Consider the following 26,439-nt stretch of genomic DNA (forward strand, 5'->3'; position numbering starts at 1 on the left):
GGCCATCGGCTTCGCCGATGTTCGCTCCGGCGTCCTGCCTCCGCGTCAAGACTGCTGCCTTAAACCACTCGGCCATCTCTCCGTTGTACTTTGCGAGCAGGTGCGCTCTGCGCACCTCTACGGCAGTTTGACTCCGGGCATCCTGCCCTCTGCCCCTTCGGGGCCATCGGCTTCGCCGATGTTCGCTCCGGCGTCCTGCCTCCGCGTCAAGACTGCTGCCTTAAACCACTCGGCCATCTCTCCGAATTCTGTGCGGTCGATCGTGTAGAGGTCGAACTCGCGAGGGGGCTAATCCTATCAGGAACCGCGTGCTGTCGGGCCATTTGTGCCCTTCCGCGACAGCGACATCAACGCCCACAGCAGGATCGCCACGGGAATCAGCGCACCCAGCAGCGGGAACAGGATAACGGGGTGACGCAGCACCATCGGCAGCAGCTGCGTGGCGGTGGCGAAGGCGATGATCCACAGGCGCCAGCTTCGGCGCTTGCGGGCGATCCAGAAGCTGGCGACTACCAGCACCAATGCGGTGATGCTGAGCACCAGGTCGACGGTGGGAAGTTCCCACACGCTGGCGAAAGCCAACCGCGTGCCGATAACGGAGGCGAGCACGAGCATGAGGAAGTAGCTGGTGTAGAACTCCACCTTGTCCCAGGAACGGCTCGCCTGCGTGGTCATGCAATGTGCTCCGCGCCGGCCATGTAGGGGCGAAGGGCTTCGGGCACGGTGATGGAGCCGTCGGCGTTCTGGTTGTTCTCCATCACGGCGATCAACGTGCGGCCTACGGCGAGGCCGGAGCCGTTGAGTGTGTGCACGAGTTCGGGCTTGTTGGTTTCCGGGTTGCGTACGCGCGCCTGCAGGCGGCGGGCCTGGAAATCGGTGCAGTTGGAGCAGCTGGAGATTTCGCGATAGGCGTTCTGGCTGGGCAGCCACACTTCCAGGTCGTAGGTTTTGGCGGCGCTGAAGCCCATGTCGCCGGTGCACAGCATCACTTTGCGATAAGGGAGCCCAAGCTTTTTCAGGACGGTTTCGGCGTGGCCGACCATTTCTTCCAGCTGCGCGTAGGAATCCTCGGCGCGCGCGATCTGCACCATTTCCACTTTTTCGAATTGGTGCTGGCGGATCATGCCGCGCACGTCGCGGCCGTAGCTGCCGGCTTCGGCGCGGAAGCATGGTGTGTGTGCGGTGAGGCGCAACGGCAGTGCATCGGCGTCCTGAATGGTGTCGCGCACGAGGTTGGTGAGTGACACTTCGGCGGTGGGGATGAGGTAGCGCTTGGTGTCGCCTACTTGCGTGGCGAACAGGTCTTCTTCGAACTTGGGCAGTTGCCCGGTGCCTTGCATGCTGTCGGCGTTCACCAGCAAGGGTACGTTGCATTCCAGGTAGGCGTGTTCGCGCGTGTGCAGGTCAAGCATGAATTGCGCGAGTGCGCGATGCAGTTGCGCGAGTTGGCCACGCATGACGGTGAAGCGTGCGCCGGAGAGCTTGGCGCCGGTTTCGCCATCGAGCCAGCCGTGGCGCTCGCCGAGGTCGACGTGATCTTTCACGGCGAAATCGAACTGGCGCGGTGTGCCCCAGCGGGTGATTTCCTGGTTGTCGTTTTCGTCTTTGCCCAGCGGCACGGATTCGTGCGGAATGTTGGGGATGCCCAGGGCGATCTGGGCGAGTTTGGCTTGCACGTCGGTGAGCGCGTGTTCGTTGGCTTTGAGCTTGTCGCCGATGCCGGCGACCTCGGCCATGAGGCTGGAGACATCCTCGCCCTTGCCCTTGGCCTGGCCGATGGCTTTGGAGCGGGTGTTGCGCAGGTTCTGCAGTTCCTGCGTTTCGGTGGAGAGCTGCTTGCGTTGGCTTTCCAGCGCCTCGACGGCGGCCACATCCAGGGAGAAGCCTCGGGTTTCCTTAAGGCGCGCGGCGGTTTCGGCCAGGCGCGAACGCAGCAGTGCAGGGTCCAGCATGTCTGATCCAGAGGGATGGCGAGAACGTTGGATTATCGCTGTGGGGGTGCGGGTGTCGCAACGCGGGGGCGGTGTTGGCGAACGGGGGCGCTGCTGGGGGCCTGGCGCTGGTTGGAGACCTTTGCGTGACTTGCCTCGCCTTCTCCTTGTTCCTCACTGTCATTCCGGCGAAGGCCGCACGGAGCGCGAAGTGCGGGAACGTCCGGAGGACGGCCCCGGAGGGGTGAGCGAAGCGAATCATCCATTGGCATGGGGACGTGGAAGTCACCGGAATGACGATGAGGTAAAAATGTACCTTTGGATGAGCACCTGCATTCAGCGCACGGGCACGGAAGGGCTGCTCACCCACGTTGCGGGACGACTTTGAATCAGACTGTGGCCGCCTTGCGCTCCTGCCGCCCCATCCACCAGGCCATCACCGCCCCGGCCAGCAGCCAGCCGATAAGCTGCTCGACCAGCGCAGCCCAGGCCATTGCGGCGGGAAAGCGGTACCACGTCCAGTACGGCACCAGTACGGCGAGCCAGGCGAATATCGCTGCCGCTGCGGCAATCCCCATGCGTCTGGCGAAGCCGAATGCGGCCAGGCCCATCACGAAGGCCAACGCCAGCGACGCCAACGTGTCGGACGCCCACTGGCGCGGGAGCTGGCGGTGCATGTCGGTCATGTCGTCGCCTTGCGGCAGGTAGACCACCCAGGCGTACGGCGAGCTTGCCGTTTTCTGGGCATAGGCGGCCCTGGCAGCGTGGTTGTTCCACTGCTTGGGATCGAAGCTGGGGAGAATGTAGACGCCCGGGGCGGCGCCGAGACCTTCGTGCAGGGTGCTTAGTACGACGTCTTCATGCGCGGGTTGAAGAATGCCGGGGTTGCCCAGGCCCAGCACCATATGCGCCACGCCGCCCCAGATGAACATCACGATGCCGCCGAAGATTGCTGCTACCAGGATGCGCATGGCACTGCCCTCCGCTCGTGGATGGGTGGGAATCTAGGGGTGTACGGGGCGAAGTGCAAATGGCTGGGGGCTTGGGGTTGCGACGATGGGGTGAGTTTCCTCGGCGTCATTCCGGCGAAGGCTGGAATCTATGCTGCGCGTTCACGATGGATGATTCGCTTCGCTCACCCCTCCGGGGCCGGCTTTCGCCGGAATGACGGTGAGTGGCACGCAGGCTTCACAGCGAGCGTGGATATCTTTGCTTTCAACCAGAACGAGCCCAACTGCTACTTCCCGCGCGCCTGCTTCCTCGCCTCACGCAACGCCACCAGTTTCTCGCGCAATTTCAGTTCCAGCCCGCGTTCGACCGGCTCATAAAACTCGGTGCCGGCCAACGCATCAGGCAAACACTGCTGATCAAGTGCAATGCCACCCTCCGCGTCGTGATCGTATTGATAGCCTTTGCCGTAACCGAGGCCTTTCATCAAGCGCGTCGGCGCGTTGCGCAGATGCATGGGTACATCCAGCGTGCCAGTTTGGCCGACGACCTCGCGCGCTTTGTTGTACGCCATGTAGGCGGCATTGCTCTTGGGTGCAATGGCCAGCCAGATGGCCAATTGCGCCAGGCCCAGTTCGCCTTCGGGGCTGCCGAGTCGTTCGTAGGTATCCCACGCATCCAAAGCCATGCGCCATGCGCGCGGTTCTGCCAGGCCGACATCTTCCACCGCCATGCGCGTCATGCGGCGTGCGAGGTAGAGCGGATCGCAGCCGCCATCGAGCATGCGCACGAGCCAGTACACGGCGGCGTCGGGGTCGGATGAACGCACGGATTTGTGCAAGGCGGAGATCTGGTCGTAGAACTGCTCGCCGCCTTTGTCGAAGCGACGCGTGCGATCGGCCAGCACTTGCTCCAGCGTGGTTTCGCCGATGACGCCGTCTTCGGCGAGCTCGGCGGCGATTTCCAGCAAGGTGAGCGCGCGGCGCACATCGCCATCGGCGGCGTGCGCAATCAGCTGCAAGGCGCCATCGCTTACGGTGAGTTGCAAGGCGCCGAGGCCGCGCTCGGCATCGTTAAGCGCGCGCTCCAGCGCGGCGACGATATCGTCCACGGATACTGCATCAAGCACGTGCACGCGGCAACGCGAAAGCAGCGCGGAGTTGAGCTCGAACGATGGGTTCTCGGTGGTGGCGCCGATGAAGATGATCACACCGCGCTCGATGTGCGGAAGAAACGCATCCTGCTGCGCCTTGTTGAAGCGGTGCACCTCGTCCACGAACAACACCGTGCGCCTGCCCTGCGCAAAATTGCCTTCGGCTTCGGCCAGTGCCTTGCGCACATCCGGCAGACCGGAAAGCACGGCGGAAATGGCGCGGAAATCCGCATCGGCATAGCGCGCCACCAGCAGCGCCAGCGTGGTTTTACCGCAGCCGGGCGGACCCCACAGCACCATGGAATGCACGCGGCCTGCTTCCAGCGCCCGCCGCAGCGCCTTGCCTGGCGCCATCAGACGTTGCTGGCCGACGATTTCGTCCAGGGTGCGCGGCCGCATGCGTTCGGCCAGGGGTTTTAGATCTTCCGCATCGGTGCCGAAGAGTTGCGCGGTGTGGGGGGTATCGCGTGGGTCCATCGGCCGATGATAGGACATTCGGCGTGATGGGCTTTCCTGCCCTACCCCGAGCGCGGCCGTGTTGCTATGACAGTGTTTTGGTTCTGGTCGTCATGCCGGCGAAAGCGGGCATCCATGTTGCCCCGATGCAACATCGAACATGGATGCTCGCTTCGTGGGCATGAGGGCGCGTTACTTTCTGGCCAATTTATGCGCGCAGCGGCCTACGTTAGGACGATGGAGATGGGGCGCACCGCGCTGGGCGTGCGCTCACTATGAGTCATCGTCATTGGCAATAGCTTTTCAATTATTATTTTTCGCTTATATTGGATTAATGGCGTTATTCAAAAACTGCCTAAAAATGGCATTATTCATTACAGAAATCATTCCAACCTTAGATAACGCTTAGCGCATTTTCTTTCGTGCCCGAAATTTTATCCTTTTAATACAAACGTTACGGAAGTGTCATAAAGCAGCTCTACGGTGTCGGGCTTTCTACCACCCGCCGATACCGGAAAAAAACAATGACATCTTCCACACATGCGCTGTATCGCCGTTCCCCGGCCTATCTGGCCATTTGCCTTGCACTGGCTATCGCCCATCCAGCGTCGGCGCAGGATGCGACCACTACTACAAATACTGTGACAAATGGTCCGGGAGCCACTTCCAATACGAATAACGGGCCTTCGTCGAATAATGCAAAAACGCTTGCCGGCATGCAGGTAACGGCCAATTCGGCGGTGACCTCATTGGCACCCACGCAAGGCTCCACCATCGCCACGGAACCGCAATCGATTATCAGCACCAAATTCATTCAGGAAAACATTGCGCCGACCGGCGATTACACCGATATCGCGGCCATCTCGCCCAGCGTCTACACCGTAACGCCGAACGGCTCCGGCCTGATGGAAGCGCCGGTCGTTTCCATCCGCGGCTTCCAGGACGGCCAATACAACGTGACGTTCGATGGGATTCCGTGGATGGACTCCAACGACTTCACGCACCATTCCACGTCGTATTTCACGAATCAGGAAACCAACAGCGTCGTGGTTGATCGCGGCCCAGGTACGGCCGGCACGCTTGGCAATGCGACATTCGGCGGCACCATTTCGGTGGATTCGATCAGTCCGGAGCAGAAGTTCAACATCAACCCGTACATCAGCTTTGGCAGCTGGGACACCGCCATCGAAGGCGCCCGCATCGACACGGGCGCCATGAACAACAGCGGCACCAGCGCCGTGATCAACATACAGAACGGCAGTTCGGACGGCTATCTCAGCGATGCCGGTCAGCGCCGCCAGAGCGTATTCGCCAAGGTCGTGCAGCCGCTGGGCGAAAACACCACGTTGACCTTCGCCGCGATGGCGAACAAGCTCAACCAGTACGTACCCTTCGGCGCCACCAAAGCGCAGATTGCGCAGTACGGCGTCAATTACGCCTTGAACAATGATCCGAGCAGCCAGGCTTACTACCGCTACAACGAGGATCAGATCAACACCAACTTCGGTTATATCGGCCTGCATTCGGAGTTCGATGGCTGGACCATCGACAACAAGGCTTACACCTATGGCTATAACCATTTCGGCTTCAACGGCGAAGATCCGAATGGCGAAACGCCCAATGGCACGTTTTATAGCGCTGATGACGTACCCGGCCAGCACATGCGCAATACGAATCGCTCCTGGGGCGACATCTTCCGCTTGAGCAAGGAAATCGGCCCGGGCGAAGCGCGTACGGGCGTGTGGTACGACCACCAGGACGACATTCGCTGGCTCTATGAGTTCGACGACACGCTCGACAAACTCAATCCGGTGGTCGATCCCGGCGCCTCCACGCTGCAGATGGCTGCAGCCGATCGCCTGATGTATGACTCGCTGGTCACGATCCAGCCGTTCATTGAATACCAGTGGAACATCACCGACAACGCGTACCTGGTCGGCGGCGCAAAATACGATTACTTCAAGCGCGACATCAATGCACCGGTGAACCAGAAAACAGAAACCCCGCTGAATTATTCCAAGGATTGGAATGCCACGCTGCCATCGCTTGCGTTCCACTATTTGTTTACCTCGAACTGGTCGGCCTATGCCCAGTGGGCCAAGGGCTATCTGGCACCTAACCTCAACTTGTTCTATGTGCCCAATCCGGCGGTTTCCGACGCTGCGATACAGCCGGAAAAGACCACCAACCTTCAGCTCGGCACCACGTGGACCGAGGATCGCCTGACCCTGTCGGGTGACGTCTACAAGATCAACTTCAACAACTTCGTCCAAAGCCAGAAAGTGGGTGGAATTACGGAGTTCTACAACGGTGGCGGCGTGCACTATAAGGGTGTCGAACTGGAAGGCACATACATGCTGGGCGGCGGCTTCAGCGTTTACGCCAACGGATCGATCAACCGCGCCATTCAAACCGCCGACAACACGTGGAATCCGAACACACCGCACAAGACCGCCGCGCTGGGCTTCATTTTCGACAATGGCCCCGTTTACGCATCGCTGGTCGACAAGTTTGTGGGCAAGACCTATTACACCGCCAACGCCAACGACGACACGCCGATCGGCGGCTATGCAGTCACCAACTTCGCCGCCAGCTATAAGTTCGATCCGCACATCACCGACGTGAAGGATTTCAAGATCGGCTTCCAGATCAACAACCTGTTCAACAACACGGCCATCAATGCCCTGGCCGGCACCACCGTTGCGGACAGCACGCCGTTGTTCTGGACGATTCCGGGGCGTAACTTCAACTTCACCGTTTCGGCGGATCTGTTCTGATGAAGTACGCAACGTTGTTGTTGTCGTTGTTGTTTATCGGCCAGCCCCTTGTGGCCTACGGCGACGGTGCTTCCCCCGTCGCCGTGGAACTGCCGAACCTGCTGCCGCCTCCGCCGGCAGCAGGTTCGGCAGCGGCACAACGCGACCTGCAAGCCGTATTGGCCGCGCAGCATTCGCGGAATGCCGAGGACGCCGCAGCCGCCAAGGCCGATTCAGTGCGTTCCGTATCGCGCTTTGGCGATGCGTTGGGATTGACGATACAGCCGACGACGCTGCCGAAAACCGCGGCGTTCTTCGATCGCATTGCCAAGTTCGACAAGGCCGAGGTGAAAGAGGCCAAGCTGTATTGGAAACACCCACGCCCGTCGGTGGTATCCAGCCAGGTGCAGCCGTTGTCCAAGGAAAAGCCCGACGACTGGAGCTACCCCAGCGGGCATGCCACGTTCGGCTATACCACGGCGGTTCTGCTGGCCAACATGCTGCCGGAAAAGCGTGCGGCGATCTTTGCGCGGGCCCAGTTGTACGGCGAACACCGCATCGTGATGGGCGTGCATTTTCCCAGCGACGTGGAAGCCGGCAAGATTGCCGGAACCGTCATTGCGGCGGAGATATTGCGTGATCCGCAATGGCAGGCGGATTACAACGCGGCGCGTGCAGAGTTGCGGCATGCGCTGGGGTTGTCGGCAACTCCCACGCAGAGGTAATGCTTAAAGGCCGTCATTCCCCGCTTTCGCGGGAATGACGGCCAGGAAGGGCTGCATTAAGCGGCTAGCGCAAGCAAGCCGCTGATCCATGCGTAACGCGGCAGCTGGCAGACCATGCGGTGCCGATCAATTCTTCAACGGTTGCGTGGTAAGTTCCGGCAGGTCACCGATCACATCCGCGCCTTTAGGCGGCGTGAAGTTGAAATCCTGCGGCGGAATGTCAGGGTTGCGCTTCCAGTTGGAGAAACGGATATCCGTGACGGAGCCGAGCTGGTCCTTGAACTGCATGCGCGCCAGGCCATTGGCATCGAAGCCAAGATCGGCATAAGCAAATTGCGCGTTCTGCCCAATGGACGTGAGGCGCAGCCATTGCAGCCCATCGTGCTCACCTTGCTCGGTGACGCGGAATTCTTTGTCCAGCTGCGACAGATCGGTAAGCACCGTCAGCGGGCTGTGGGCTTCTTCCGTGTCTTGCCTGCGCACCGTGACCTGTTCCAGATCCGGGTCGTACAACCACACGCGACTGCCGTCGGCGACGATGGTTTGCTTGGAGGGCGCAAGCGTGTCCCAGCGGAATTGACGCGGCGCCTGCAGCACTAGCGTGCCGCTGCTGTTGAGGCTTTTGCCGCTGGGGTCGATAAGCGTCTGGCTGAAGTTGCCCGAAAGCGCGTGCAAGCCTTGCGCGAAGGCATCCAGGCGCGCGCGGGCGGGGCCGGTGGCTGCCTGGGCCACGCTGCTTACGAGCAAGATGAGGAGAGCGGCAAAGCGGAGGCGTTTCATGGGTTCCCGTTCCTGGTGGAGCGCATTTCGCAAGTGTGCGGCTGAGAGGCTTAATGCAGGTGTGACGATGGATGATCTCTAATTATCGCGATGTGCTCCCTCTCCTGCATGCAGGGGAGGGTTGGGTTGGGGTTGTATGAGATTGCCTCACTGCTGAGCTTCGCCGCGAGGTTGCTTCACCCCACCCCAACCCTCCCCTACTACACGTAGGGGAGGGAGCGAGTGGCGGCGTGCCCCCTCCCCTGCATCTAGGGGAGGGCTGGGGTGGGGTTGCATGAGCTTGTCGCACTGCTGAGATTTACCGCGAGGCTGGTTCACCCAGCCCTGACCCTCCCCTACTACACGTAGGGGAGGGAGCAGATTGCGCAGTAGTTAATTAATGCTTGGGCGGCGGCGGCGCCAGCACTTCACGATTACCGTTGTGCTGCGGCGCGCTGACCACGCCGTCCTGCTCCATTTGCTCGATCAGGCGCGCGGCGCGGTTGTAGCCGATGCGCAGATGGCGTTGCACACCTGAAATGGAAGCACGCCGCGTTTCGGTGACGATGCGCACGGCCTTATCGTAAAGCTGCGCGTCGGCATCGCCGCCACCTTCTTCGCCATCCTGAAGCAAGCCGGCGTCGTTAATGAATTTGCCATCGCTCGTGGCCTGCACTTCTTCCAGCACGCCTTCGATGTATTGCGGCGAGCCCTGAGCCCTGAGCCAGTTCACCACGTTGTGCACTTCGTGGTCGTCCACGAATGCGCCATGCACGCGCTCGGGCGTCGCGGTACCGGGCGGCAGATACAGCATGTCACCGTGACCGAGCAGCGTTTCCGCGCCTGATTGATCCAGAATCGTGCGCGAATCGATCTTGCTCGACACCTGGAACGCAATACGCGTGGGAATGTTCGCCTTGATCAAACCGGTGATCACATCCACCGACGGGCGCTGCGTGGCAAGTACGAGATGGACACCCGCGGCACGCGCCTTCTGTGCCAGGCGTGCGATGAGTTCTTCCACTTTCTTGCCGACGATCATCATCATGTCGGCAAACTCGTCGATGATCACGACGATGTACGGCAGCGGCTCCAGCGGCTCGGCCACCTGGTTGGGCATATCCGGGTTGGGACGGAACAGCGGATCGAGCAACGGCTGGCCGGCGTTCTCGGCGTCCTTCACTTTCTTGTTGAAGCCGGCGAGATTGCGCACGCCCACCGCGGCCATCAGCTTGTAGCGGCGCTCCATTTCGGCCACGCACCAGCGCAAAGCGTTGGCGGCTTCCTTCATGTCCGTCACGACCGGCGCGAGCAAATGCGGGATGCCCTCGTACACCGAAAGTTCCAGCATTTTCGGGTCGATCATGATCATGCGCACGTCTTTGGCGCTGGCCTTGTACAACAAGCTCAGCACCATCGCGTTCACCGCCACGGATTTACCCGAACCGGTGGTACCGGCCACCAGCAGGTGTGGCATTTTCGCCAGATCGGCCACCATGGCGCGCCCGCCAATGTCTTTGCCCAGTGCCAGCGTGAGCGGCGATTTCTGTTGGTCGTATTTGTCGGAACGCAGGATTTCCGACAGGTAAACGACCTGTTTCTTGACGTTGGGGATTTCCAGGCCGATGACGTTCTTGCCCGGAATCACATCCACCACGCGTACGCTGACCACCGAAAGGCCGCGCGCGATGTCTTTGTCCAGGCTGGACACCTGGCTGCCGCGCACGCCCGCCGCCGGCTCCAGCTCGAACCGGGTGATCACAGGGCCGGGATAAACACCCACCACCTTGGCCTCGATGCGGAAGTCCTTGAGCTTGAGCTCGACCTGGCGCGAGAGCACTTCCAGCGTTTCTTCCGAATAGCCGGGCCCTTGTTCGGGTGCTTCATCGAGCAGCGACAGCGGCGGCAGTTCACCCGGCTGCGCGGCGCCGACAAACAGAGGTATCTGGGTTTCCACGCGTGCGCGTTCGCTTTTCACCACCGGAGCGGCAGGTGCCTCGATGCGCACGGGTTCGCGCTTGGCCTGCTTGATCGCTTCGGTTTTCTTGACCACCTCGCGCTCGACACGCGCCTGGTGCGCGGCGATGACTTCGGGCGCTTTGCGCAGCTTGCTGCCGAACCAGGCGGCGAGTTTCAGCACGCCCTGCCCGGTCAGATCCATCACCCTGAACCAGGAAAGCCCCGTGGCGAGCGTGATCGCCACCAGAAAAATCGCCAACAACAACAACGGTGCGCCCTTGTCGCCGAATGCGCGCAGCAAACCGTGACCGACCGCGCGACCAATCACGCCGCCAGCACCTTCCGGCCCCATGCTGCTGTCGGGGAAGTTCAGCCAGCACAAGCCCGGCGCGGTAATGAAAAAGAACACCGAGCCGATCAGGCGCAGCGACGGTTCCCACGGCTGCACGCTGCGCAGGCCATGGTTGCGCAGCACCTTCACGCCCAGGAACATCAAAAGCAGCGGGAAGCAGTACGCCACGCTGCCAAACAGATAACGCAGCAAATCGGCGATATAGGCGCCGACCGTGCCACCGAGGTTGTGCACGTGGCCGCTGGTGTCGGCATGCGACCAGCCTGGATCGGCCGCGTCATAGCTGAACAGGCAGACCAGCAGATACAGGGCCAGCGGCAGGAGCAGCAACGCGCCAGCCTCGCGCAGGCGCCGCTTCACTTCCTCGCTGAGGGCCGGCTTTACCTTTTCTTTTCGTACGTTTGCGCTACGCGCCGCCACCGGGGTGTGTTTCCTTCAGGTTCGAAATGAATTGCGCGCTGCAGTGTACAGGGCACAAGGGACGCGTAGCGAAGACACCGATTCGGTCGTTTTGCTACCAGCGGCCGCGCCAGGCGTTGCTCGACCGCCATCACACGACCTTGAATAGCCCCCTGGACTTCCCCATCCTTGCGAACTCCCGCGGCGCCGGTAAAGGCCCTGCGGCAATCCAAGAACTACCTTAACAAATCGCCTGCAACCCCTTAAGGATTATAGCAATGACCACCCCGAAGCATAGCCGCCTGCTGATCCTCGGCTCTGGCCCCGCCGGCTACACCGCCGCCGTGTATGCCGCGCGCGCCAATCTCAAGCCGACCATGATCACGGGGTTGCAACAGGGTGGACAGCTGATGACCACCACCGAAGTGGACAACTGGCCCGGCGACGTCAAGGGCGTGCAGGGTCCGGAACTGATGCAGCGCATGGCCGAACACGCCGAGCGCTTCGAAACGGAAATGGTGTTCGACCACATCCATAGCGCCGACCTCTCGCAGCGCCCGTTCCGCCTGAAGGGTGATTCGGGCGAGTACACCTGCGATGCATTGATCATCGCTACCGGCGCCACCGCCAAGTACTTAGGCATTCCCAGCGAAGAGCACTACAAAGGCAAAGGCGTCTCGGCCTGCGCCACGTGCGATGGTTTCTTCTTCCGCGAACAGGACATCGTGGTTGTCGGCGGTGGCAATACCGCCGTGGAGGAAGCGCTGTATCTGGCCAACATCGGCCGTAAGGTCTACCTCGTGCATCGCCGCGACAAGTTGCGCGCAGAGAAGATCATGCAGGACAAGCTGTTCGAAAAAGCCGCTGCCGGCAAGATCGAACTGGTGTGGAATCACACCATCGGCGAGGTGCTGGGCGACGAAACCGGCGTGACGGGCGTGCGCGTGAAAGACGTCAACAGTGGCGCCACGCGCGATATCGAAGCGACCGGCTTCTTCGTGGCGATCGGCCACTCGCCGAACACCGGCATTTTCGAAAGCCAGCTCGACATGCACGATGGCTACATCAAGATTCGCAGTGGCCTGGAAGGCATGGCGACAATGACCTCGGTAGCTGGCGTGTTTGCCGCCGGCGACGTGGCCGATCACGTGTACCGCCAGGCGGTGACATCGGCAGGCTTCGGCTGCATGGCGGCGTTGGATGCGGAGCGGTGGTTGGATCAGAACGGGAAGGTTTGACGTTCTGCTTTCGTCCGCGTTATGAAGGGTGAAACAACCCTGGCGGCAGTACTGAACCTCACCTCGCCGTCATTCCGGCGAGGCGCCAGTAAGCTCTCCCGGAAATCTGCAGCTATATACCTCGGGAGAGGGAGCCGAAAAGAACGTGATCGAAGCCCGCTTCCACGACAACATCGACGACATCCCCGCCTCGGCATGGGACGCCCTGCGCCCCGATGACAACCCTTTTCTCTCGCACGCCTTTCTCGCCGGCCTCGAACGCAGTGGATGCATTCGCCTGGAATGGGGCTGGCAAGCCCATCACCTGGGTTTGTATCGCAAGGGGAGCTTGCTGGCCGCCGCGCCGCTGTACCTGAAAGGTAACTCGCACGGCGAGTTCGTGTTCGATTGGAGCTGGGCCAGTGCCTGGGAAAACGCGGGCGGCCAGTACTACCCCAAACTGCTCAACGCAGTGCCCTACTCGCCCGTCACCGGACCGCGGCTGCTGACGGGCACGGATACTGAGCACGCACCCGCATTGCGGGCGTTGCTGGTGCAAGCAATGCAGGAGCAGGCTGAACGCCTGCAGCTCTCATCGATCCACGCGAACTTCCTGTGCGACGCGGACGCCGCTGCGTTCGACGGCAAGTGGATGGCGCGCAGCGATGTGCAATTTCATTGGCACAATCACGACTATGCCGATTTTCAGGCCTTTCTAACGGCGCTCAATCACAAGAAGCGCAAGAACATTCTGCACGAACGCAGGCGCGCGGCGATGCACGGCCTGCACATCGGCATGGTCGGCGGCGAAGCATTGAGTGCACGCGACTGGCGCCGTGTGCACGCGCTGTACACCTCCACCTTCGACGCCAAAGGCAATCATGCCGCACTGACCGAAGCGTTCTTCCAATACCTGCGCAAGGAGTTTGGCAACGCCGTACAGATCGCGCTCGCGCGTCAGGACGACGACATCGTCGCGATGGCGCTCATGCTACGTAGCGCAACCACGCTCTATGGGCGCTACTGGGGCGCGAGCGTCGACATGCCCGATCTCCATTTCGAACTGTGCTATTACCAGGGCATCGAATACGCCATCGCGCAGAAACTGCAACGCTTCGAGCCCGGCGCCCAAGGCGAACACAAGCTCGCACGCGGCTTCTTGCCGGTGCGCACGCAATCACGCCATTACCTGCTGCACGAAGGCTTTCGCGCCGCCGTGGGCCTGGCGCTTGCACATGAACGCGAAGGCATGGACGCTTACGCCGAGGAACTCCTCGACCATAGCCCCTATAGCCGCCAATGATCCGCCTGCCCCGGCTCGACGATCACGCCACGGACCGCTTTCCCGATCCGCGCAGCGCGCTTCTCCAACCCAACGGGCTGTTAGCGTTTGGCGGCGATCTGTCGCCGTCCCGGTTGCTGACAGCGTATGCGCACGGCATTTTTCCATGGTTCAACGAGGGTGAGCCGATCCTGTGGTGGTCACCCGATCCGCGCTGCGTGTTCCATACCGATCATCTGCGGCCCAATCGCAGCTTGCGCCGGGCACTCAAAGGCACCTTATGGCACATCAGCGTGGATCGCGCATTCGGCCGCGTCATGGAAGCATGCGCTGCACCGCGCACAGGACAGTCCGGCACGTGGATCAGCCCCGCCATGATCGATGCGTATAGTGCGCTGCATGAGGCCGGTTATGCGCACAGCGTGGAAGTGTGGGATGAAGATCGGCTCGTCGGCGGCGTCTACGGCGTTTCTCTGGGGCACCTCTTCTGTGGTGAATCCATGTTCAGCGCATGCAGTGGCGGATCGAAACTCGCCTTGTACGCGCTCGCCGCGCTGTTACGCGAGTGGGAGTTCCCGCTCATCGATGCGCAGGTCAGCAATGATCATTTGCTCGGCCTGGGTGCGCTGGAAATGCCGCGCGCGGCATTTCTCAAAAACGTTGCGCACTTGACCACGGCACCGTTTGACCAGGATCGCTGGCGGCAATTGCCGGCCGTGCCGGCGCAATGGATTGTCGACGGCAAATCGTTTACGACGACGGGTTGAGCGCCAGCTTTTTCAGCGGCACGTAGTTGTCCAGAAAAAGCCGCACCAGATGCGGATCGAGCTGATGTCCCGCCACATCACGCAAGTATTGCAACACCTCAGGTTCGGGCCATGCGGGTTTGTAGACACGCTGAAAGCTCAGCGCATCCCACACATCCACCACGCTGAAAATGCGTGCCGCAAGCGGAATCTGCTCGCCCTTTAGACCCTGCGGATAACCGGTGCCATCCCAACGCTCGTGATGACTATAGGGAATCGCGCTGGCGCCGCGTAGAAAATCGATCCGCTGCAACATTTCGTAGCCCATGCGCGGATGCGTGCGCATCACGCGCGTTTCCTCATCGTCGAGCTTGGCGGGTTTGATCAGAATCGTATCGGGCAACGCGAGTTTGCCGATGTCATGCAGCAGTGCGCCGAACTTGATGTCGCGCAAGGCATCGCCTTCCACGCCGACCAGTTGCGCCAACCCAAGTGCCATGCGCACCACGCGCTCGGAGTGATCGCTCGTTTCCTTGTGGCGGATATCCATGGCTTCCACCAGCACACGCAAGGTTTGTTCGTGGCTCGCCACAAGACGTCGGTTGATGTCGTCCATGCGATGCACGGTACGACCAATCATCCAGTACAGCAACACGCCGGTACCAAGAACAAAGCCCCACCCTTTCAAGATCTGAAACAGCACGATACGCCGGGGATCATGCACCAGGTGGCCCAGCAACTGGCCCGAAAACCAGATCCACGCCGCGGCAAGCAGCATGTATGTGGCGGCAGTGCGTAGCTGCGGACTGAGCTTTTTCATAAGCCTTCACGAGAGCGCGAGGCGATCGGCACGCAAGACGCCTCGCACCACGCGGCCTCGAATCAATGCCAACCACAAACAAAAAAACGGATCCGGCCGAGCGTCAGGCAAGCGTCGACCGCAAAACGATTCCAACGCCACAGCTTGTTCCCCCTATTGCATCCCTGGACACGCATTCTGCTTCGGAGGGCACAAAATCCCATGTGCCACTTTTCCGCATCATCCACTGCGTGACGTGAATTTCTAGACAAAATCAACACACAGAAAAGACATATCCACGACATTCTTCGACGGATATCCGTCGCCGCCTTCAAAACGCGCACGCCATCATGCGTTGTGTGTCAAATTTTTGGCGAACGCATTCGTGCCATGTGCCTAGCGCCGCAATGCGGCCTGTAACAATCGGCGATAAAGCAGATCAACGGCGCTTGCGGGCACAGCCAAGCCCATCCGCTCCAGTGCCGCCGGCTCGTGCGCAACAGCTTCGCCGGGCTGCCATAGCGCCTTGAGCAATTGCCATCGCCCCTTCCACGTGGCGCTCGAGGATTGCAACCATTCCAGCGCAGGCAACAAGCGCTGTTCCACCTCGGTAAAGTCGCTGCCGAATGGAAAGGTCGGCAGCACGCCTTTGCGCATCGGCTTGGCCAATGCTTTGTGCAGCGCATCCGGGTGATGTTGTCGCCACGCTTCGGGAATCCTGAAATCCGCCGCAAGCTTGCCGTGCGATTTGGCTTGAGCTGCCAAGACATCGATGAAGCGTGCGTCACTGATGGCGAGCATCGCTTCGATGCACTCGCTGTCGCTCTTGCCGCGCAAATCGGCCACACCGTATTCGCTCACCACGATATCGCGCAAATGACGCGGTATGGTGCATTGACCATAATGCCAACGGATATTGGTTTCCACGCCGCCGCGCCCTGCGCGTGTCGCACGTTGCAGCAGCACGGAGCGGCCATCGGGCAGTTCGTGCGCCATGGCCACGAAGTTGTACTGGCCACCCACGCCGCTCACGACATGCCCATCTTCCAACGTTTCGGAAATGGCCGCGCCGAGCAGCGTCGACATCATGCAGGTGTTGAAGAAACGTGCGCCCCGACGCTGCAACATCGCCAGAGCCTGATGATCGCCATAAAGCTGATTCACGTTGGAAACGCGGCACATGTCGATCGCATCCGGATCGCTTCCAACGGTGGTTTCCAGCCAGTCGTAAAGATCGCGCGAACCGAGGAAAAACGCGCCGCGCAAATAATGTCCGCCGGGGACGTCATCAGGCAGACGCCCTGCCGCCGCGGCGCGTTCCAGCGCGAGATTGTCCCAACTGCGCCGCTTGATCACGCCGGCCTTGGCCAGGTGCATGAGACCATCCATGATCATTTCGCTGCAGCCGTACAAGCCGGCTCTGAATCCACCGAGCCCACCGATGCGCCCGGCAAGCGTATGCGTGGCGCCGTGCGGATCCAGTGTTACCAATATCCGACGCCACGCCACGTTGTCCTGCTGCCGTAGCAACAGGCCTTTCACAAGTGCATCGGAGAGAACGCCGATGCCGATCTGCAGGCAACCGCCATCTTTCACCAACGCACTGGCATGCATGCCGAGCGCGTACTCGGCCACGTCCAGCGGCAGCCTGGGCACTGAAAACAGAGGCGCCGATGGCACCGGTGCCAATTCGATATCGAAGAAATCCTGCGGCACCTCCGCCTCGCCACCGATATAGGGCAACGCCGGATGCACCACCGCCACACACAACGGCCGCGCCTTGCCGGCGGCCTTCACGCGATCGAGAAAATCCAGCGTGAGATCGGGATTGCACGACAGGCTGTAATGCGTTCCGGCGGGCGTGTCGCGGCGCGAAACGAGCTGCACCAGCAGGTTGATGTCCTGCACGACGAGATCACGCGCAACGTGCGTGTAATTCTGGCTGATGTAGTTGCGCTGCGCACTGCCCGAATGCAACAAGGCACCGGACTGCATGTAGAACTCGTGTATGGCAACGTTGGGTGGAAGCGTGTCTTGCAGTTGATCGAGCGCGTACTGCGGGTCGACGCAATCGGCGCCGAAATGCCGCTCCACGAACGGCGCCAGGAAGCGCGTCTGAAGCCGTCCCTTGGCGTGCGGTCGCATCAGCGATAACGCGGTGTAAAGCGTCATGGAGCGCCAGGTGTCGGCCAGCATCAAGCTATACAAGGCGTTGAGCAATCCGTGCGGCTTGCCCAGGCCCAGCGGGGCGGCAATACGCAGGTCGGCGCCCAGCCGCTCGACGATCAGGCGCGCGCAGGCATCGGTGTCCGTAAAGCGTTGCTCTGGCAACATGGGCCGATCATGCCAGTTCTCCAGGTGCTTGGCATGTCATTGCCATCGATAAACTGCAGCCATGGTTTCAACATCCCCCGCGCCAAACCGGATACTCGCCGAACAGGCACTGAGCCGTGCAGCCGGTGCGCCGTTGATCGGCGGCAACCAGGTGGATCTGCTGATCGATGCACAACAGCATTTCGATGCCTGGCTGGCTGCTATCCGCGGTGCACAGCAGCGCGTGCTGCTGGAAAACTACATCGTACGGAACGACGACATCGGCCGGGCTTTTCGCGATGCGCTCACCGAATGCGCGCGCAGCGGTGTTTACGTCGCGGTGATCGTGGACTGGCTGGGCTGCCTTGGCCAATCCGGTTCGGCCTTCTGGAAACCTCTGCGCGACGCCGGTGGTGAAGTTCGCGCGTTCAATCCGCCGCAGTTCGGGCAGGCATTGGGATGGATGACTCGCGACCACCGCAAGCAACTGGTGGTGGATGGCCGCCTGGGCTTTTTGTCTGGCGTATGCCTCAGCGCCAGGTGGCTGGGCAATGCCTCGCGCAACGTGCCGCCCTGGCGCGATACCGGCGTAGTCCTGCGCGGGCCGGCCGTGGTGGAACTGGAAGCGGCGTTTGGCGATAGCTGGATGGCGGCGGGCGCATCGCATCCGATCCATGCGCCGGTTATGCAGGCAACCACCGCCGGCAACATCGCCTTGCGCGTCATCGCCACGCAGCCGGCCACCGCCGGCATGTATCGGCTTGATCAGATGATCGCTGCGATGGCACGCAAAAGCCTGTGGCTCACCGATGCCTATTTCGTAGGCGTGGCACCCTACGTGCAGGCCCTCTCGGCCGCCGCACGCGACGGCGTGGATGTGCGCCTGCTGGTACCCGGCAGCAGCGATATTCCACTGGTCGCCAGCATGTCCCGCACGGGCTATCGACCGTTGCTGAAAGCCGGTGTTCGCGTGTTCGAATGGAACGGCTCGATGCTGCACGCCAAGACCGCGGTGGCCGATGGCCTGTGGGCGCGCGTAGGTTCGTCCAATCTCAATCTCGTCAGCTGGTTGAACAACCGCGAGATCGATGTGGCGATCGAGGACGAAGGCTTTGCCACGCAACTGGCCGCGCAATACGAAAAGGATCTGGAGAACGCCACCGAAATCGTGCTCGCGCCACGCCGGCACCGGCGCGGTGAACGCGTGCGCAGCAGCGAATCACGACCGCAGCAGCCGCGCCACGTGGGCGGCAGCTCCGGCCGTGCGGCGGCCGGCGCCCTGCGTATCGCCAATACCGTGAGCGCTGCGCTGACCGAACGGCGCGTGCTGGGCGATACCCAAGCCGGCGCGCTGATCAGCGTCACGCTCGTACTCGTCGTTCTTGCCGCGGTCGCGGCGTTCTGGCCGGCGGTCATTGGCTGGCCCATCGCGGCGCTTGCGTTCTGGTTCGCCATCAACACCGGCATCCGCGCGTGGCGGCTACGCAAGCGCCGCGCGCGACACCTGCGCGGTAGGCGTGAGTCCGACGAAACCTGATCCAACCATACAGCCAGCGTCGCCTCTTTCAGAAAGATCAGCAACTTATGCAACGTGAATCATGGATTGCCTGCAGACCCGCCGGCAATGGAATGTTCTCCAAGCCATTCGTGCTAGTCTCCCGCCCCCATGCACGCGCCAGATGACTCCAGCGAAGGTGCCGGCGGTCGACCGCCTCGGCAGGTTCTCACGCCCAGCACACTCAACCGGCTGGTGCGCGGGCTGCTGGAAGATGCGCTGCCGCTGATCTGGATCGAAGGTGAACTGTCCAACGTGGCGCGGCCAAGCTCAGGCCATCTCTATTTCACCTTGAAAGACAGCATGGCGCAGGTGCGTTGCGCCATGTTCAAGACCAAGAGCGCCACCCTGCGTTTCAAGCCAGCCGACGGCATGCACGTGCTGCTGCGCGCGCGCGTGGGGTTGTACGAACCGCGCGGCGAATTCCAACTTGTCGCCGAACATATGGAGCCGGCTGGCGAAGGTGCACTGCAACGCGAGTTCGAGCGACTCAAGGCGCAATTGGATGCCGAGGGCCTGTTCGCACAGGAACGCAAGCGCCCGATGCCGCGCTTCGCACGCCGTATCGGCGTGATCACATCGCCGACCGGTGCGGCCATTCGCGACGTTTTAAGCGTGATAGCACGACGCTGGCCACTGGTCGATGTCGATGTGCTACCCGTGCCCGTACAAGGTCGTGAAGCGCCGCCGGCGATCGTGGCGATGTTGCGCAAGGCTGCCGCCTGCGGCCGCTACGACGTGCTGCTGCTGACGCGCGGAGGTGGCTCGCTGGAAGATCTATGGGCCTTCAACGATGAACAGGTCGCGCGCGCCATCCACGCGAGCCCGGTGCCAGTGATCAGCGCCGTCGGACACGAGATCGACTTCAGCATTGCGGATTTCGTTGCCGATTTGCGTGCGCCCACCCCTTCAGCGGCGGCAGAGCTGCTGGTGCCGGATATCCTCGCGCAGCGACGTCATCTGCAACAGTTGCAGCAACGCGTCCTGGCCATTCACGAACGCCGCCTGCAAGCGCGTATCCAGCGCGTCGATCATTTGCTGACGCGTTTGCAGGCGCAGCGTCCACAGGCACGGCTCGCACGCGATCGCGATCGGCTGCTGCACTTGCATCGCCGCTTGCTCGCCTGCCGCCTGGCGCATCTGACGCAGAAAACCGTACGCCTGGACCGCGTGCATGCGCGCTTGCTTGCACAACATCCGCGCCAGCGTGTCACCTTGTTGCGGCAACAGCTGGAACAACATGCGCTGCATCTGCGCCACATGATCCAGCACCGGCTGGAACGCGAGCGACTGAATGTGCAGCAGGCTGCACGCGCCATGCACGCCATCAGTCCGCTGGCTACATTGGAACGCGGTTACGCGATCCTGTTCGATACGGATGGCAAGGTGCTGCGCTCGGCGCAAAACGTAGCCGTCGATACGCCGTTGCGGGCAAAGCTTGCGGATGGTGAGTTGGCATTGCGGGTGAGCAAGGAATAAGCCCTTTTTGCCGGAACGCCTCACGCATCCATTCTTCACGCGAATCAAACGCTTTCCCGCACGAATCGAACATTGCGGTACATATAGCATCTGTATCTCCACGGAGACGGTGCAATGAATGCAGCATCCCTGTTTGTGAAAGCGCTGGAGGCCGAAGGCGTGAACTGCATCTTCGGCGTGCCGGGCGAGGAAAACCTCGATCTGGTCGAAGCGCTGCGTGAGTCGTCCATTCGCCTTATCGTCACCCGGCATGAGCAGGCCGCGGGCTTCATGGCCGCAACCTGGGGCCGCCTCACCGGCGAAGCAGGCGTCGCCCTTTCCACACTCGGTCCCGGGGCCACCAACCTGGTAACCGCCGCTGCCTACGCCCAGCTCGGTGCAATGCCGATGCTGATGATCACCGGGCAAAAACCCATCCGCACGCACAAACAAGGCTTGTTCCAGCTGGTGGATGTGGTGGACATGATGCAGCCGCTCACCAAATACACCCGCCAGATCGTTTCGGCGCCGACGATTCCGGCGCGCATCCGCGAAGCCTTTCGCCGCGCGGAGGAAGAACGCCCGGGCGCCGTGCATCTGGAACTGCCCGAAGACATCGCGCGCGATAGCGTTGAAGGCGCGATCCTGCTGCCGACCGAATACGCGCGCCGCCCCTCACCGGATGATGCAGCCCTGGTGCAAGCCGCCGAAGCCATCAGCAATGCCCGGCATCCGATCCTGATGATCGGGGCAGCCGCCAATCGCCAACGCACCGCCGTGGCCTTGCGCGCATTCATCGACAAGCTGGGCATTCCCTTCTTCACCACGCAGATGGGCAAAGGCGTGGTGGATGAAGATCACCCGCTATGGCTCGGCAATGCCGCGCTTTCCGATGGCGATTTCGTCCACCGCGCAATCGATGCGGCCGACGTCATCATCAATGTCGGTCATGACGTAGTGGAAAAGCCCCCGTTCTTCATGCAGCGCGGACGGCGGACGGTCATCCACATCAACTTTTCTTCGGCCGAAGTGGATACGGTGTATTTCCCGCAGATCGAAGTGGTGGGCGATATCGCGCACACGGTGGAGCGGCTGACCGATGCGCTGACGGCGCAGCATCATTGGGATTTCCGTTACTTCGACAAGGTGCGCAAAGCGTTTCAGGTACAACTTGGCAACTATGCTGACGAGACGCGCTTTCCCATGCATCCGGTGCGCATAGTGGCCGATACGCGGCGCTTCATGCCGGACGATGGCATCCTTTGCCTGGATAACGGTATGTATAAGCTGTGGTACGCGCGCTATTACAAAGCGCGACAACCCAATACCGTGCTGCTCGACAACGCACTGGCCACCATGGGCGCAGGCCTGCCCTCGGCGATGGCGGCCAAGATGGTGTACCCGGAGCGCAACGTGCTGGCGATCTGCGGTGACGGCGGCTTCATGATGAATGCGCAGGAGCTGGAAACAGCGGTGCGCCTGAAGCTCGACCTGGTGATCTTGCTGCTACGCGACGATGCCTACGGCATGATCCGGTGGAAGCAGGCCGACATGGGTTACGCCGACTACGGCATGCAGTTTGGCAATCCCGATTTCGTACTGTTTGCCCAGGCGCACGGTGCGCATGGGCATCGGCCCGAAAGCGCCGAGGAATTCCTACCCACCTTGCAGCGCGCTTTCGACCAGGGTGGCGTGCATCTGATCGACCTGGCCATCGACTATTCCGACAATCACCGCGTACTCGACGAGGAAATCCGCAGCTTGAGCGCGGCCGTGAAGGAGTGATTATGCTCGACAAAACCTACCCTTATTACCTGGCCAACGAGCCGCGCACCTCCTCGACGACGATGGAGGTGTACGACAAGTACAGTGGTGAGATCGCCACGCGCGTGGCCGTACCGGATGATCAAGCCACGGAGGAAGCCATTCGTGCCGCGGTACACGCCGCGGGCCCGATGAAAAACGTCAAGCCGTGGGCACGGCAAGCCGTGCTCCAGCATTGCGCGAAGCGTTTCCAGGAGCGCCACGATGAGCTGGCGATGGCACTGTGCATCGAAGCCGGTAAGCCGATCAAAGATGCGGCTGGCGAAGTCACGCGGCTGATCGAAACGTTTCGCATCGCCGCCGAAGAAGCGGTGCGTATGAACGGGGAAACCCTGAACCTGGAGCTCGCTGGGCGATTGGATGGCTATCGCGGTTACACGCAGCGCGTACCACTGGGGCCGGTGTCGTTCATCACGCCGTTCAACTTCCCCTTGAACCTGGTTGCGCACAAAGTGGCGCCGGCGATTGCGGCCGGTTGTCCGTTTGTGTTGAAACCGTCGGAAAAAACGCCGATCGGCGCCTTGATCATCGGCCAGGTGCTGGCCGAAACGGATCTGCCCAAGGGCGCGTTTTCCGTGCTTACACTGGATGGCAAGCATGCATCGCCGCTGGTGCAAGACGAACGCCTGAAACTGCTCTCTTTCACGGGCGGGCAAATCGGCTGGGATCTCAAAGCCCACGCGGGGCACAAGAAGGTGACGCTGGAGCTGGGTGGCAATGCATCCTGCATCGTGGATGCTGACCAGCGCGACCATTTGGATAAGGTGATCGAGCGCCTGGTCTTCGGGGCCTTCTATCAATCGGGGCAAAGCTGCATCAGCGTGCAACGCATCTATGCGCACGCGTCGCTTTACGACGACCTCAAACAGCGGCTCGTTCACGCTGTGCAGCAGCTCAAGGCCGGCGATCCGAAGGACAAGAGCGTTTTCCTCGGCCCGATGATCGACGAGGCCGCCGCGCAGCGACTCGAAGGCTGGATCAACGAAGCACAGCAAGCCGGTGCCACGATACTGTGTGGCGGCAAGCGCAAGGGCAACATGCTCGATGCCACCTTGATGGAGAACGTGCCCAAGAATGCCAAGGTCAATCGCATGGAAGCGTTCGGCCCATTCGCCCTGCTCGTGCCTTTTGCGCGCATCGAAGATGCCTTCGCGATGGTCAACGATTCCGATTACGGCTTGCAGGCCGGCATCTTCACCGACAGCCTCGCTCATGCAATGCGCGCGTGGAACGAATTGGAACAAGGCGGCGTGATCGTCAACGACGTGCCCAGTTTCCGCGTGGACAATATGCCGTACGGTGGCGTGAAGCTTTCGGGCATCGGGCGCGAAGGCGTGCGCTATGCGATCGAGGACATGACGGAGATTCGCTTGATGGTGATGCGGGGGATGTAAATCGTGCGGACGACTCCCTATTCCCTTCGGAAATAGCCCGCGAATAATCGCGTGTGCTTACAGATACCAGCTTGCCGCCATTCCCACTTTCGCAGGAGTGGCGGCAATAAACACGTTGGCGACCGTTATACGTAGGGGTTTGCGTCCACCGGCGCCATCGCCCGCAAGCGCATCACGTCCCGCAACGGCGGCGCGCCATGTTGCCGGCTGTATTCGCGACTGAACTGCGACGGACTTTCGTAACCCACTCGATGCGCAGCCGTCGCCACATCGCAGCCTTCGGTCAACAGCAAGCGCCGCGCTTCATGCAAACGCAGCACCTTTTGATACTGCAATGGGCTCATCGCCGTGATCTGCCGAAAATGGTGATGCAGCGATGACGCGCTCATGTTCACCATGCTGGCCAGATCACTGATGCGCAGCGGCTTGTTGTAATGCTGCCGCAACCACTGGATGGCACGCGCTATCTGTTGACCCTGACCGCCGGCCGAAGCGATCTGGGCCAGACGCGCGCCCTGCTCTCCCGTCAGCAACCGATAGATCAGCTCGCGTTCGATCAGAGGGGCAAGCAAAGCTAGATCGTTGGGTGAATCCAACAGGCGCACCAGGCGCAGCAGGGGATCGAGCACGTCCGTGCCCACGGGGCTCAGCGCGATGCCGCGCGCAGTCGCCGAAGAAGGCTTGGCCAGTTTCACGTCCGACAACCATTCGCCGATGCGCACGGGGTCCAGACGCAGGGTGATGCACAGGCACGGTTCCTGCGGCGTGGCGCGGACCACTTGCGCCGTGACCGGCACATCGATCGAGTTGATCAGGTAGTGGCCATGCTCCTGCTCAAGCCGCTCCTCGCCGACCAGGATGTGTTTGTTGCCCTGCAACAACAACCCGAGGCAGGGCTCGTACATGACACAGCTGCGGTCGCTGGGCGCGTCGGCGCGAAAGAACGATAGCGCTGGCCACGCCGTGGCCGTGACGCCTTCGGAGTGGGCGTATCGTTCAACGAGGGCTGCCAATTCCTCGCGATCCCGCTCCAGGCGGGGGGATGTCTCGATGGGCTTGAGCTGGCTGTTCATGCGGGGGAGCGCGTGTCAGATAGCTGCAGAGATTGCCTGTTCCTGCAGGTCATAGGGAGGTGTGCACAGGTAAATTACAGGATCGTGCAAGCATTCAGCAGGATTCGGCTACCGGGACTTCGCTGCGCTGCGCATACTTTTGGGCTTTCGCCGCCCCCTTCCCCTTGGAGAACCGCATGGCCCTCAGCATTCATGGCTACGCCGCGCATTCGGCAACCACCCCCCTCACCCCCCACACCTTCGAACGGCGGGACCCGCGCGCGGACGACATCGTTATCGACATCCTGTATTGCGGCGTCTGTCACTCCGACATCCATTCGGCGCGTAACGAATGGGGTAACGCCCGGTACCCCTTGGTGCCTGGTCACGAAATCATCGGCAAGGTGGTTTCCGTGGGCGAAAAGGTCACCGCCTTCACGCCGGGCCAGATGGTAGGCGTAGGCTGCATCGTCGACTCCTGCCGGCATTGCGATGCCTGCCAGGAAGGCTTGGAGCAATACTGCAAGGAAAGCCCCACCTTCACCTACAACAGCAGCGATCGTCATGATGGACGCACGACCTACGGCGGCTATTCCGAACGCATCGTGACGTCCGACAAATTCGTGTTGCGCATGCCCGAGGGCCTGGATCCGGCATCCGCTGCGCCGCTATTGTGCGCCGGCATCACCACATGGTCGCCGCTGCGCCATTGGAAGATCGGCAAGGGCCACAAGGTCGCGGTGGTCGGGCTTGGCGGCCTGGGCCACATGGGCCTGAAATTCGCCAAAGCGCTGGGTGCGGATGTCACCCTGTTCACCCGCTCACCCGGCAAGGAACAGGAAGCGCGCCGGCTCGGCGCTGATCACGTGGTGCTTTCCACCGATGCCAGCCAGATGGAAGCGGTGGCCGGCCGCTTTGATTTCATTCTCGACACGGTGCCGCATCAGCACGATCTCAACCCGTATCTGGCAACGTTGAAGTTGAATGGCGTGCATGTGCTGGTTGGCTTGGTCGAACCGGTGAATCCGCCCGTGCATGCAGGCAGCCTGATCTTTGGTCGTCACTCGCTTGCCGGCTCACTGATCGGCGGTATGGCCGAAACGCAGGAGATGCTGGATTTCTGCGCCGCGCAGGGTATCAGCGCGGACGTGGAGATGATCGCGATGCAGGACATCAATACCGCCTATGGCCGGATGCTCAACAGCGATGTGCGCTATCGGTTCGTGATCGATATGGCGTCGTTGAAGAACACATGATCGTGCTCGCGCCCCCTGCTTGCAGGGGAGCGCTGGGGGTGGGTTGCATGGTCTCGCCGCACAACGTTCATGCATCGCACGATTGCCTCACCCAACCCGCTCCCT

Annotated in this window: 19 protein-coding genes; 10 read left to right on the forward strand and 9 right to left on the reverse strand. The window is 61.4% G+C overall.

Translation table 11 applies throughout. The features are described 5' to 3' along the window. Nucleotides 1-297 precede the first annotated feature (297 nt). The 4 genes from DWU98_RS13295 to DWU98_RS13310 form a co-directional block, all read right to left on the reverse strand. Nucleotides 298-675 carry an LrgA gene (locus DWU98_RS13295; RefSeq protein WP_115496058.1) on the reverse strand — a complete coding sequence of 126 codons (378 nt, stop codon included), beginning with the start codon at nt 673-675 and terminating at the stop codon, nt 298-300. Continuing rightward, nucleotides 672-1,952 carry a serine--tRNA ligase gene (serS, locus tag DWU98_RS13300; protein WP_115496059.1) on the reverse strand — a complete coding sequence of 427 codons (1,281 nt, stop codon included), beginning with the start codon at nt 1,950-1,952 and terminating at the stop codon, nt 672-674. The genes DWU98_RS13295 and serS overlap by 4 nt, the downstream gene beginning before the upstream one ends. Nucleotides 1,953-2,320: 368 nt before the next feature. Continuing rightward, the gene (locus DWU98_RS13305; RefSeq protein ID WP_115496060.1) at nt 2,321-2,902 is read right to left on the reverse strand and encodes a hypothetical protein; all 582 of its coding nucleotides are present in this window, start codon (nt 2,900-2,902) and stop codon (nt 2,321-2,323) included. Nucleotides 2,903-3,168: 266 nt separating this feature from the next. Continuing rightward, a complete protein-coding gene (locus DWU98_RS13310) occupies nt 3,169-4,527 on the reverse strand; it encodes a replication-associated recombination protein A (protein WP_115496061.1) in 1,359 nt (452 codons plus the stop codon). A gap of 485 nt (nt 4,528-5,012) precedes the next feature. Here DWU98_RS13310 and DWU98_RS13315 point away from each other — a divergent pair, with 485 nt between their 5' ends. Further along, entirely contained in the window at nt 5,013-7,265 is a 2,253-nt protein-coding gene (locus tag DWU98_RS13315; protein WP_115496062.1) for a TonB-dependent receptor, read from the forward strand. Next, nucleotides 7,265-7,969 carry an acid phosphatase gene (locus DWU98_RS13320; protein WP_115496063.1) on the forward strand — a complete coding sequence of 235 codons (705 nt, stop codon included), beginning with the start codon at nt 7,265-7,267 and terminating at the stop codon, nt 7,967-7,969. The genes DWU98_RS13315 and DWU98_RS13320 overlap by 1 nt, the downstream gene beginning before the upstream one ends. A gap of 126 nt (nt 7,970-8,095) precedes the next feature. On the opposite strand, the gene lolA is transcribed toward DWU98_RS13320, so the two are convergent. Beyond that, nucleotides 8,096-8,749, reverse strand: coding sequence for an outer membrane lipoprotein periplasmic chaperone LolA (lolA, locus tag DWU98_RS13325; RefSeq protein ID WP_115496064.1), 654 nt, complete (start codon nt 8,747-8,749; stop codon nt 8,096-8,098). A gap of 376 nt (nt 8,750-9,125) precedes the next feature. Further along, complete coding sequence (locus DWU98_RS13330) at nt 9,126-11,459, reverse strand: DNA translocase FtsK (RefSeq protein WP_115496065.1); 2,334 nt, start codon at nt 11,457-11,459, stop codon at nt 9,126-9,128. A 257-nt stretch (nt 11,460-11,716) separates the two neighbouring features. Between DWU98_RS13330 and trxB the strand changes: the two genes are divergently transcribed. From trxB to aat, 3 genes are all read left to right on the forward strand, one after another. Next, nucleotides 11,717-12,676 (forward strand): thioredoxin-disulfide reductase, encoded by a 960-nt coding sequence (trxB, locus tag DWU98_RS13335; RefSeq protein WP_115496066.1) that lies wholly within the window; start codon nt 11,717-11,719, stop codon nt 12,674-12,676. A 145-nt stretch (nt 12,677-12,821) separates the two neighbouring features. Beyond that, nucleotides 12,822-13,958 carry a GNAT family N-acetyltransferase gene (locus DWU98_RS13340; RefSeq protein WP_115496067.1) on the forward strand — a complete coding sequence of 379 codons (1,137 nt, stop codon included), beginning with the start codon at nt 12,822-12,824 and terminating at the stop codon, nt 13,956-13,958. After that, nucleotides 13,955-14,704, forward strand: a complete 750-nt coding sequence (aat, locus tag DWU98_RS13345; RefSeq protein ID WP_115496068.1) for a leucyl/phenylalanyl-tRNA--protein transferase — start codon at nt 13,955-13,957, stop codon at nt 14,702-14,704. Before DWU98_RS13340 ends, aat begins: the two co-directional genes overlap by 4 nt. On the opposite strand, the gene DWU98_RS13350 is transcribed toward aat, so the two are convergent. Both DWU98_RS13350 and DWU98_RS13355 read right to left on the reverse strand, forming a co-directional pair. After that, nucleotides 14,688-15,503, reverse strand: a complete 816-nt coding sequence (locus tag DWU98_RS13350; RefSeq protein WP_115496069.1) for an HD-GYP domain-containing protein — start codon at nt 15,501-15,503, stop codon at nt 14,688-14,690. The genes aat and DWU98_RS13350 overlap by 17 nt on opposite strands. A 375-nt stretch (nt 15,504-15,878) precedes the next feature. Then, entirely contained in the window at nt 15,879-17,816 is a 1,938-nt protein-coding gene (locus DWU98_RS13355; RefSeq protein WP_115496070.1) for an acetyl-CoA hydrolase/transferase C-terminal domain-containing protein, read from the reverse strand. Between the two features lie 61 nt (nt 17,817-17,877). Between DWU98_RS13355 and DWU98_RS13360 the strand changes: the two genes are divergently transcribed. The 4 genes from DWU98_RS13360 (at nt 17,878) to DWU98_RS13375 (ending at nt 24,026) form a co-directional block, all read left to right on the forward strand. Continuing rightward, the gene (locus tag DWU98_RS13360) at nt 17,878-19,332 is read left to right on the forward strand and encodes a phospholipase D-like domain-containing protein (protein WP_115496071.1); all 1,455 of its coding nucleotides are present in this window, start codon (nt 17,878-17,880) and stop codon (nt 19,330-19,332) included. A gap of 129 nt (nt 19,333-19,461) precedes the next feature. Beyond that, a complete protein-coding gene (gene xseA, locus DWU98_RS13365; RefSeq protein ID WP_115496072.1) occupies nt 19,462-20,829 on the forward strand; it encodes an exodeoxyribonuclease VII large subunit in 1,368 nt (455 codons plus the stop codon). 114 nt (nt 20,830-20,943) lie between these two features. Next, nucleotides 20,944-22,593 (forward strand): acetolactate synthase large subunit, encoded by a 1,650-nt coding sequence (locus DWU98_RS13370; RefSeq protein WP_115496073.1) that lies wholly within the window; start codon nt 20,944-20,946, stop codon nt 22,591-22,593. 2 nt (nt 22,594-22,595) lie between these two features. Next, nucleotides 22,596-24,026 carry an aldehyde dehydrogenase family protein gene (locus tag DWU98_RS13375; RefSeq protein ID WP_115496074.1) on the forward strand — a complete coding sequence of 477 codons (1,431 nt, stop codon included), beginning with the start codon at nt 22,596-22,598 and terminating at the stop codon, nt 24,024-24,026. Nucleotides 24,027-24,151: 125 nt separating this feature from the next. Here DWU98_RS13375 and DWU98_RS13380 read toward each other — a convergent pair whose 3' ends face one another. Further along, nucleotides 24,152-25,099, reverse strand: coding sequence for an AraC family transcriptional regulator (locus DWU98_RS13380; protein ID WP_115496075.1), 948 nt, complete (start codon nt 25,097-25,099; stop codon nt 24,152-24,154). Between the two features lie 176 nt (nt 25,100-25,275). On the opposite strand from DWU98_RS13380, the gene DWU98_RS13385 reads away from it, so the two are divergent. Further along, nucleotides 25,276-26,334, forward strand: a complete 1,059-nt coding sequence (locus DWU98_RS13385) for an NAD(P)-dependent alcohol dehydrogenase (RefSeq protein ID WP_115496076.1) — start codon at nt 25,276-25,278, stop codon at nt 26,332-26,334. Nucleotides 26,335-26,439: the final 105 nt, after the last annotated feature.

The organism is Dyella monticola (assembly GCF_003363155.1).
GTDB classification, from domain to species: Bacteria; Pseudomonadota; Gammaproteobacteria; order Xanthomonadales; family Rhodanobacteraceae; genus Dyella_B; species Dyella_B monticola.

Coding starts and splice junctions, on each gene's coding strand:
- serS (WP_115496059.1), bottom strand. CDS start 1,952: ATGCTGGACCCTGCACTGCTGCGTTCGCGCCTGGCCGAAACCGCCGCG.
- DWU98_RS13295 (WP_115496058.1), bottom strand. CDS start 675: ATGACCACGCAGGCGAGCCGTTCCTGGGACAAGGTGGAGTTCTACACC.
- DWU98_RS13380 (WP_115496075.1), bottom strand. CDS start 25,099: ATGAACAGCCAGCTCAAGCCCATCGAGACATCCCCCCGCCTGGAGCGG.
- trxB (WP_115496066.1), top strand. CDS start 11,717: ATGACCACCCCGAAGCATAGCCGCCTGCTGATCCTCGGCTCTGGCCCC.
- DWU98_RS13350 (WP_115496069.1), bottom strand. CDS start 15,503: ATGAAAAAGCTCAGTCCGCAGCTACGCACTGCCGCCACATACATGCTG.
- DWU98_RS13385 (WP_115496076.1), top strand. CDS start 25,276: ATGGCCCTCAGCATTCATGGCTACGCCGCGCATTCGGCAACCACCCCC.
- DWU98_RS13315 (WP_115496062.1), top strand. CDS start 5,013: ATGACATCTTCCACACATGCGCTGTATCGCCGTTCCCCGGCCTATCTG.
- DWU98_RS13360 (WP_115496071.1), top strand. CDS start 17,878: ATGGTTTCAACATCCCCCGCGCCAAACCGGATACTCGCCGAACAGGCA.
- DWU98_RS13320 (WP_115496063.1), top strand. CDS start 7,265: ATGAAGTACGCAACGTTGTTGTTGTCGTTGTTGTTTATCGGCCAGCCC.
- xseA (WP_115496072.1), top strand. CDS start 19,462: ATGCACGCGCCAGATGACTCCAGCGAAGGTGCCGGCGGTCGACCGCCT.
- DWU98_RS13305 (WP_115496060.1), bottom strand. CDS start 2,902: ATGCGCATCCTGGTAGCAGCAATCTTCGGCGGCATCGTGATGTTCATC.
- DWU98_RS13375 (WP_115496074.1), top strand. CDS start 22,596: ATGCTCGACAAAACCTACCCTTATTACCTGGCCAACGAGCCGCGCACC.
- DWU98_RS13355 (WP_115496070.1), bottom strand. CDS start 17,816: ATGTTGCCAGAGCAACGCTTTACGGACACCGATGCCTGCGCGCGCCTG.
- aat (WP_115496068.1), top strand. CDS start 13,955: ATGATCCGCCTGCCCCGGCTCGACGATCACGCCACGGACCGCTTTCCC.
- DWU98_RS13370 (WP_115496073.1), top strand. CDS start 20,944: ATGAATGCAGCATCCCTGTTTGTGAAAGCGCTGGAGGCCGAAGGCGTG.
- DWU98_RS13310 (WP_115496061.1), bottom strand. CDS start 4,527: ATGTCCTATCATCGGCCGATGGACCCACGCGATACCCCCCACACCGCG.
- lolA (WP_115496064.1), bottom strand. CDS start 8,749: ATGAAACGCCTCCGCTTTGCCGCTCTCCTCATCTTGCTCGTAAGCAGC.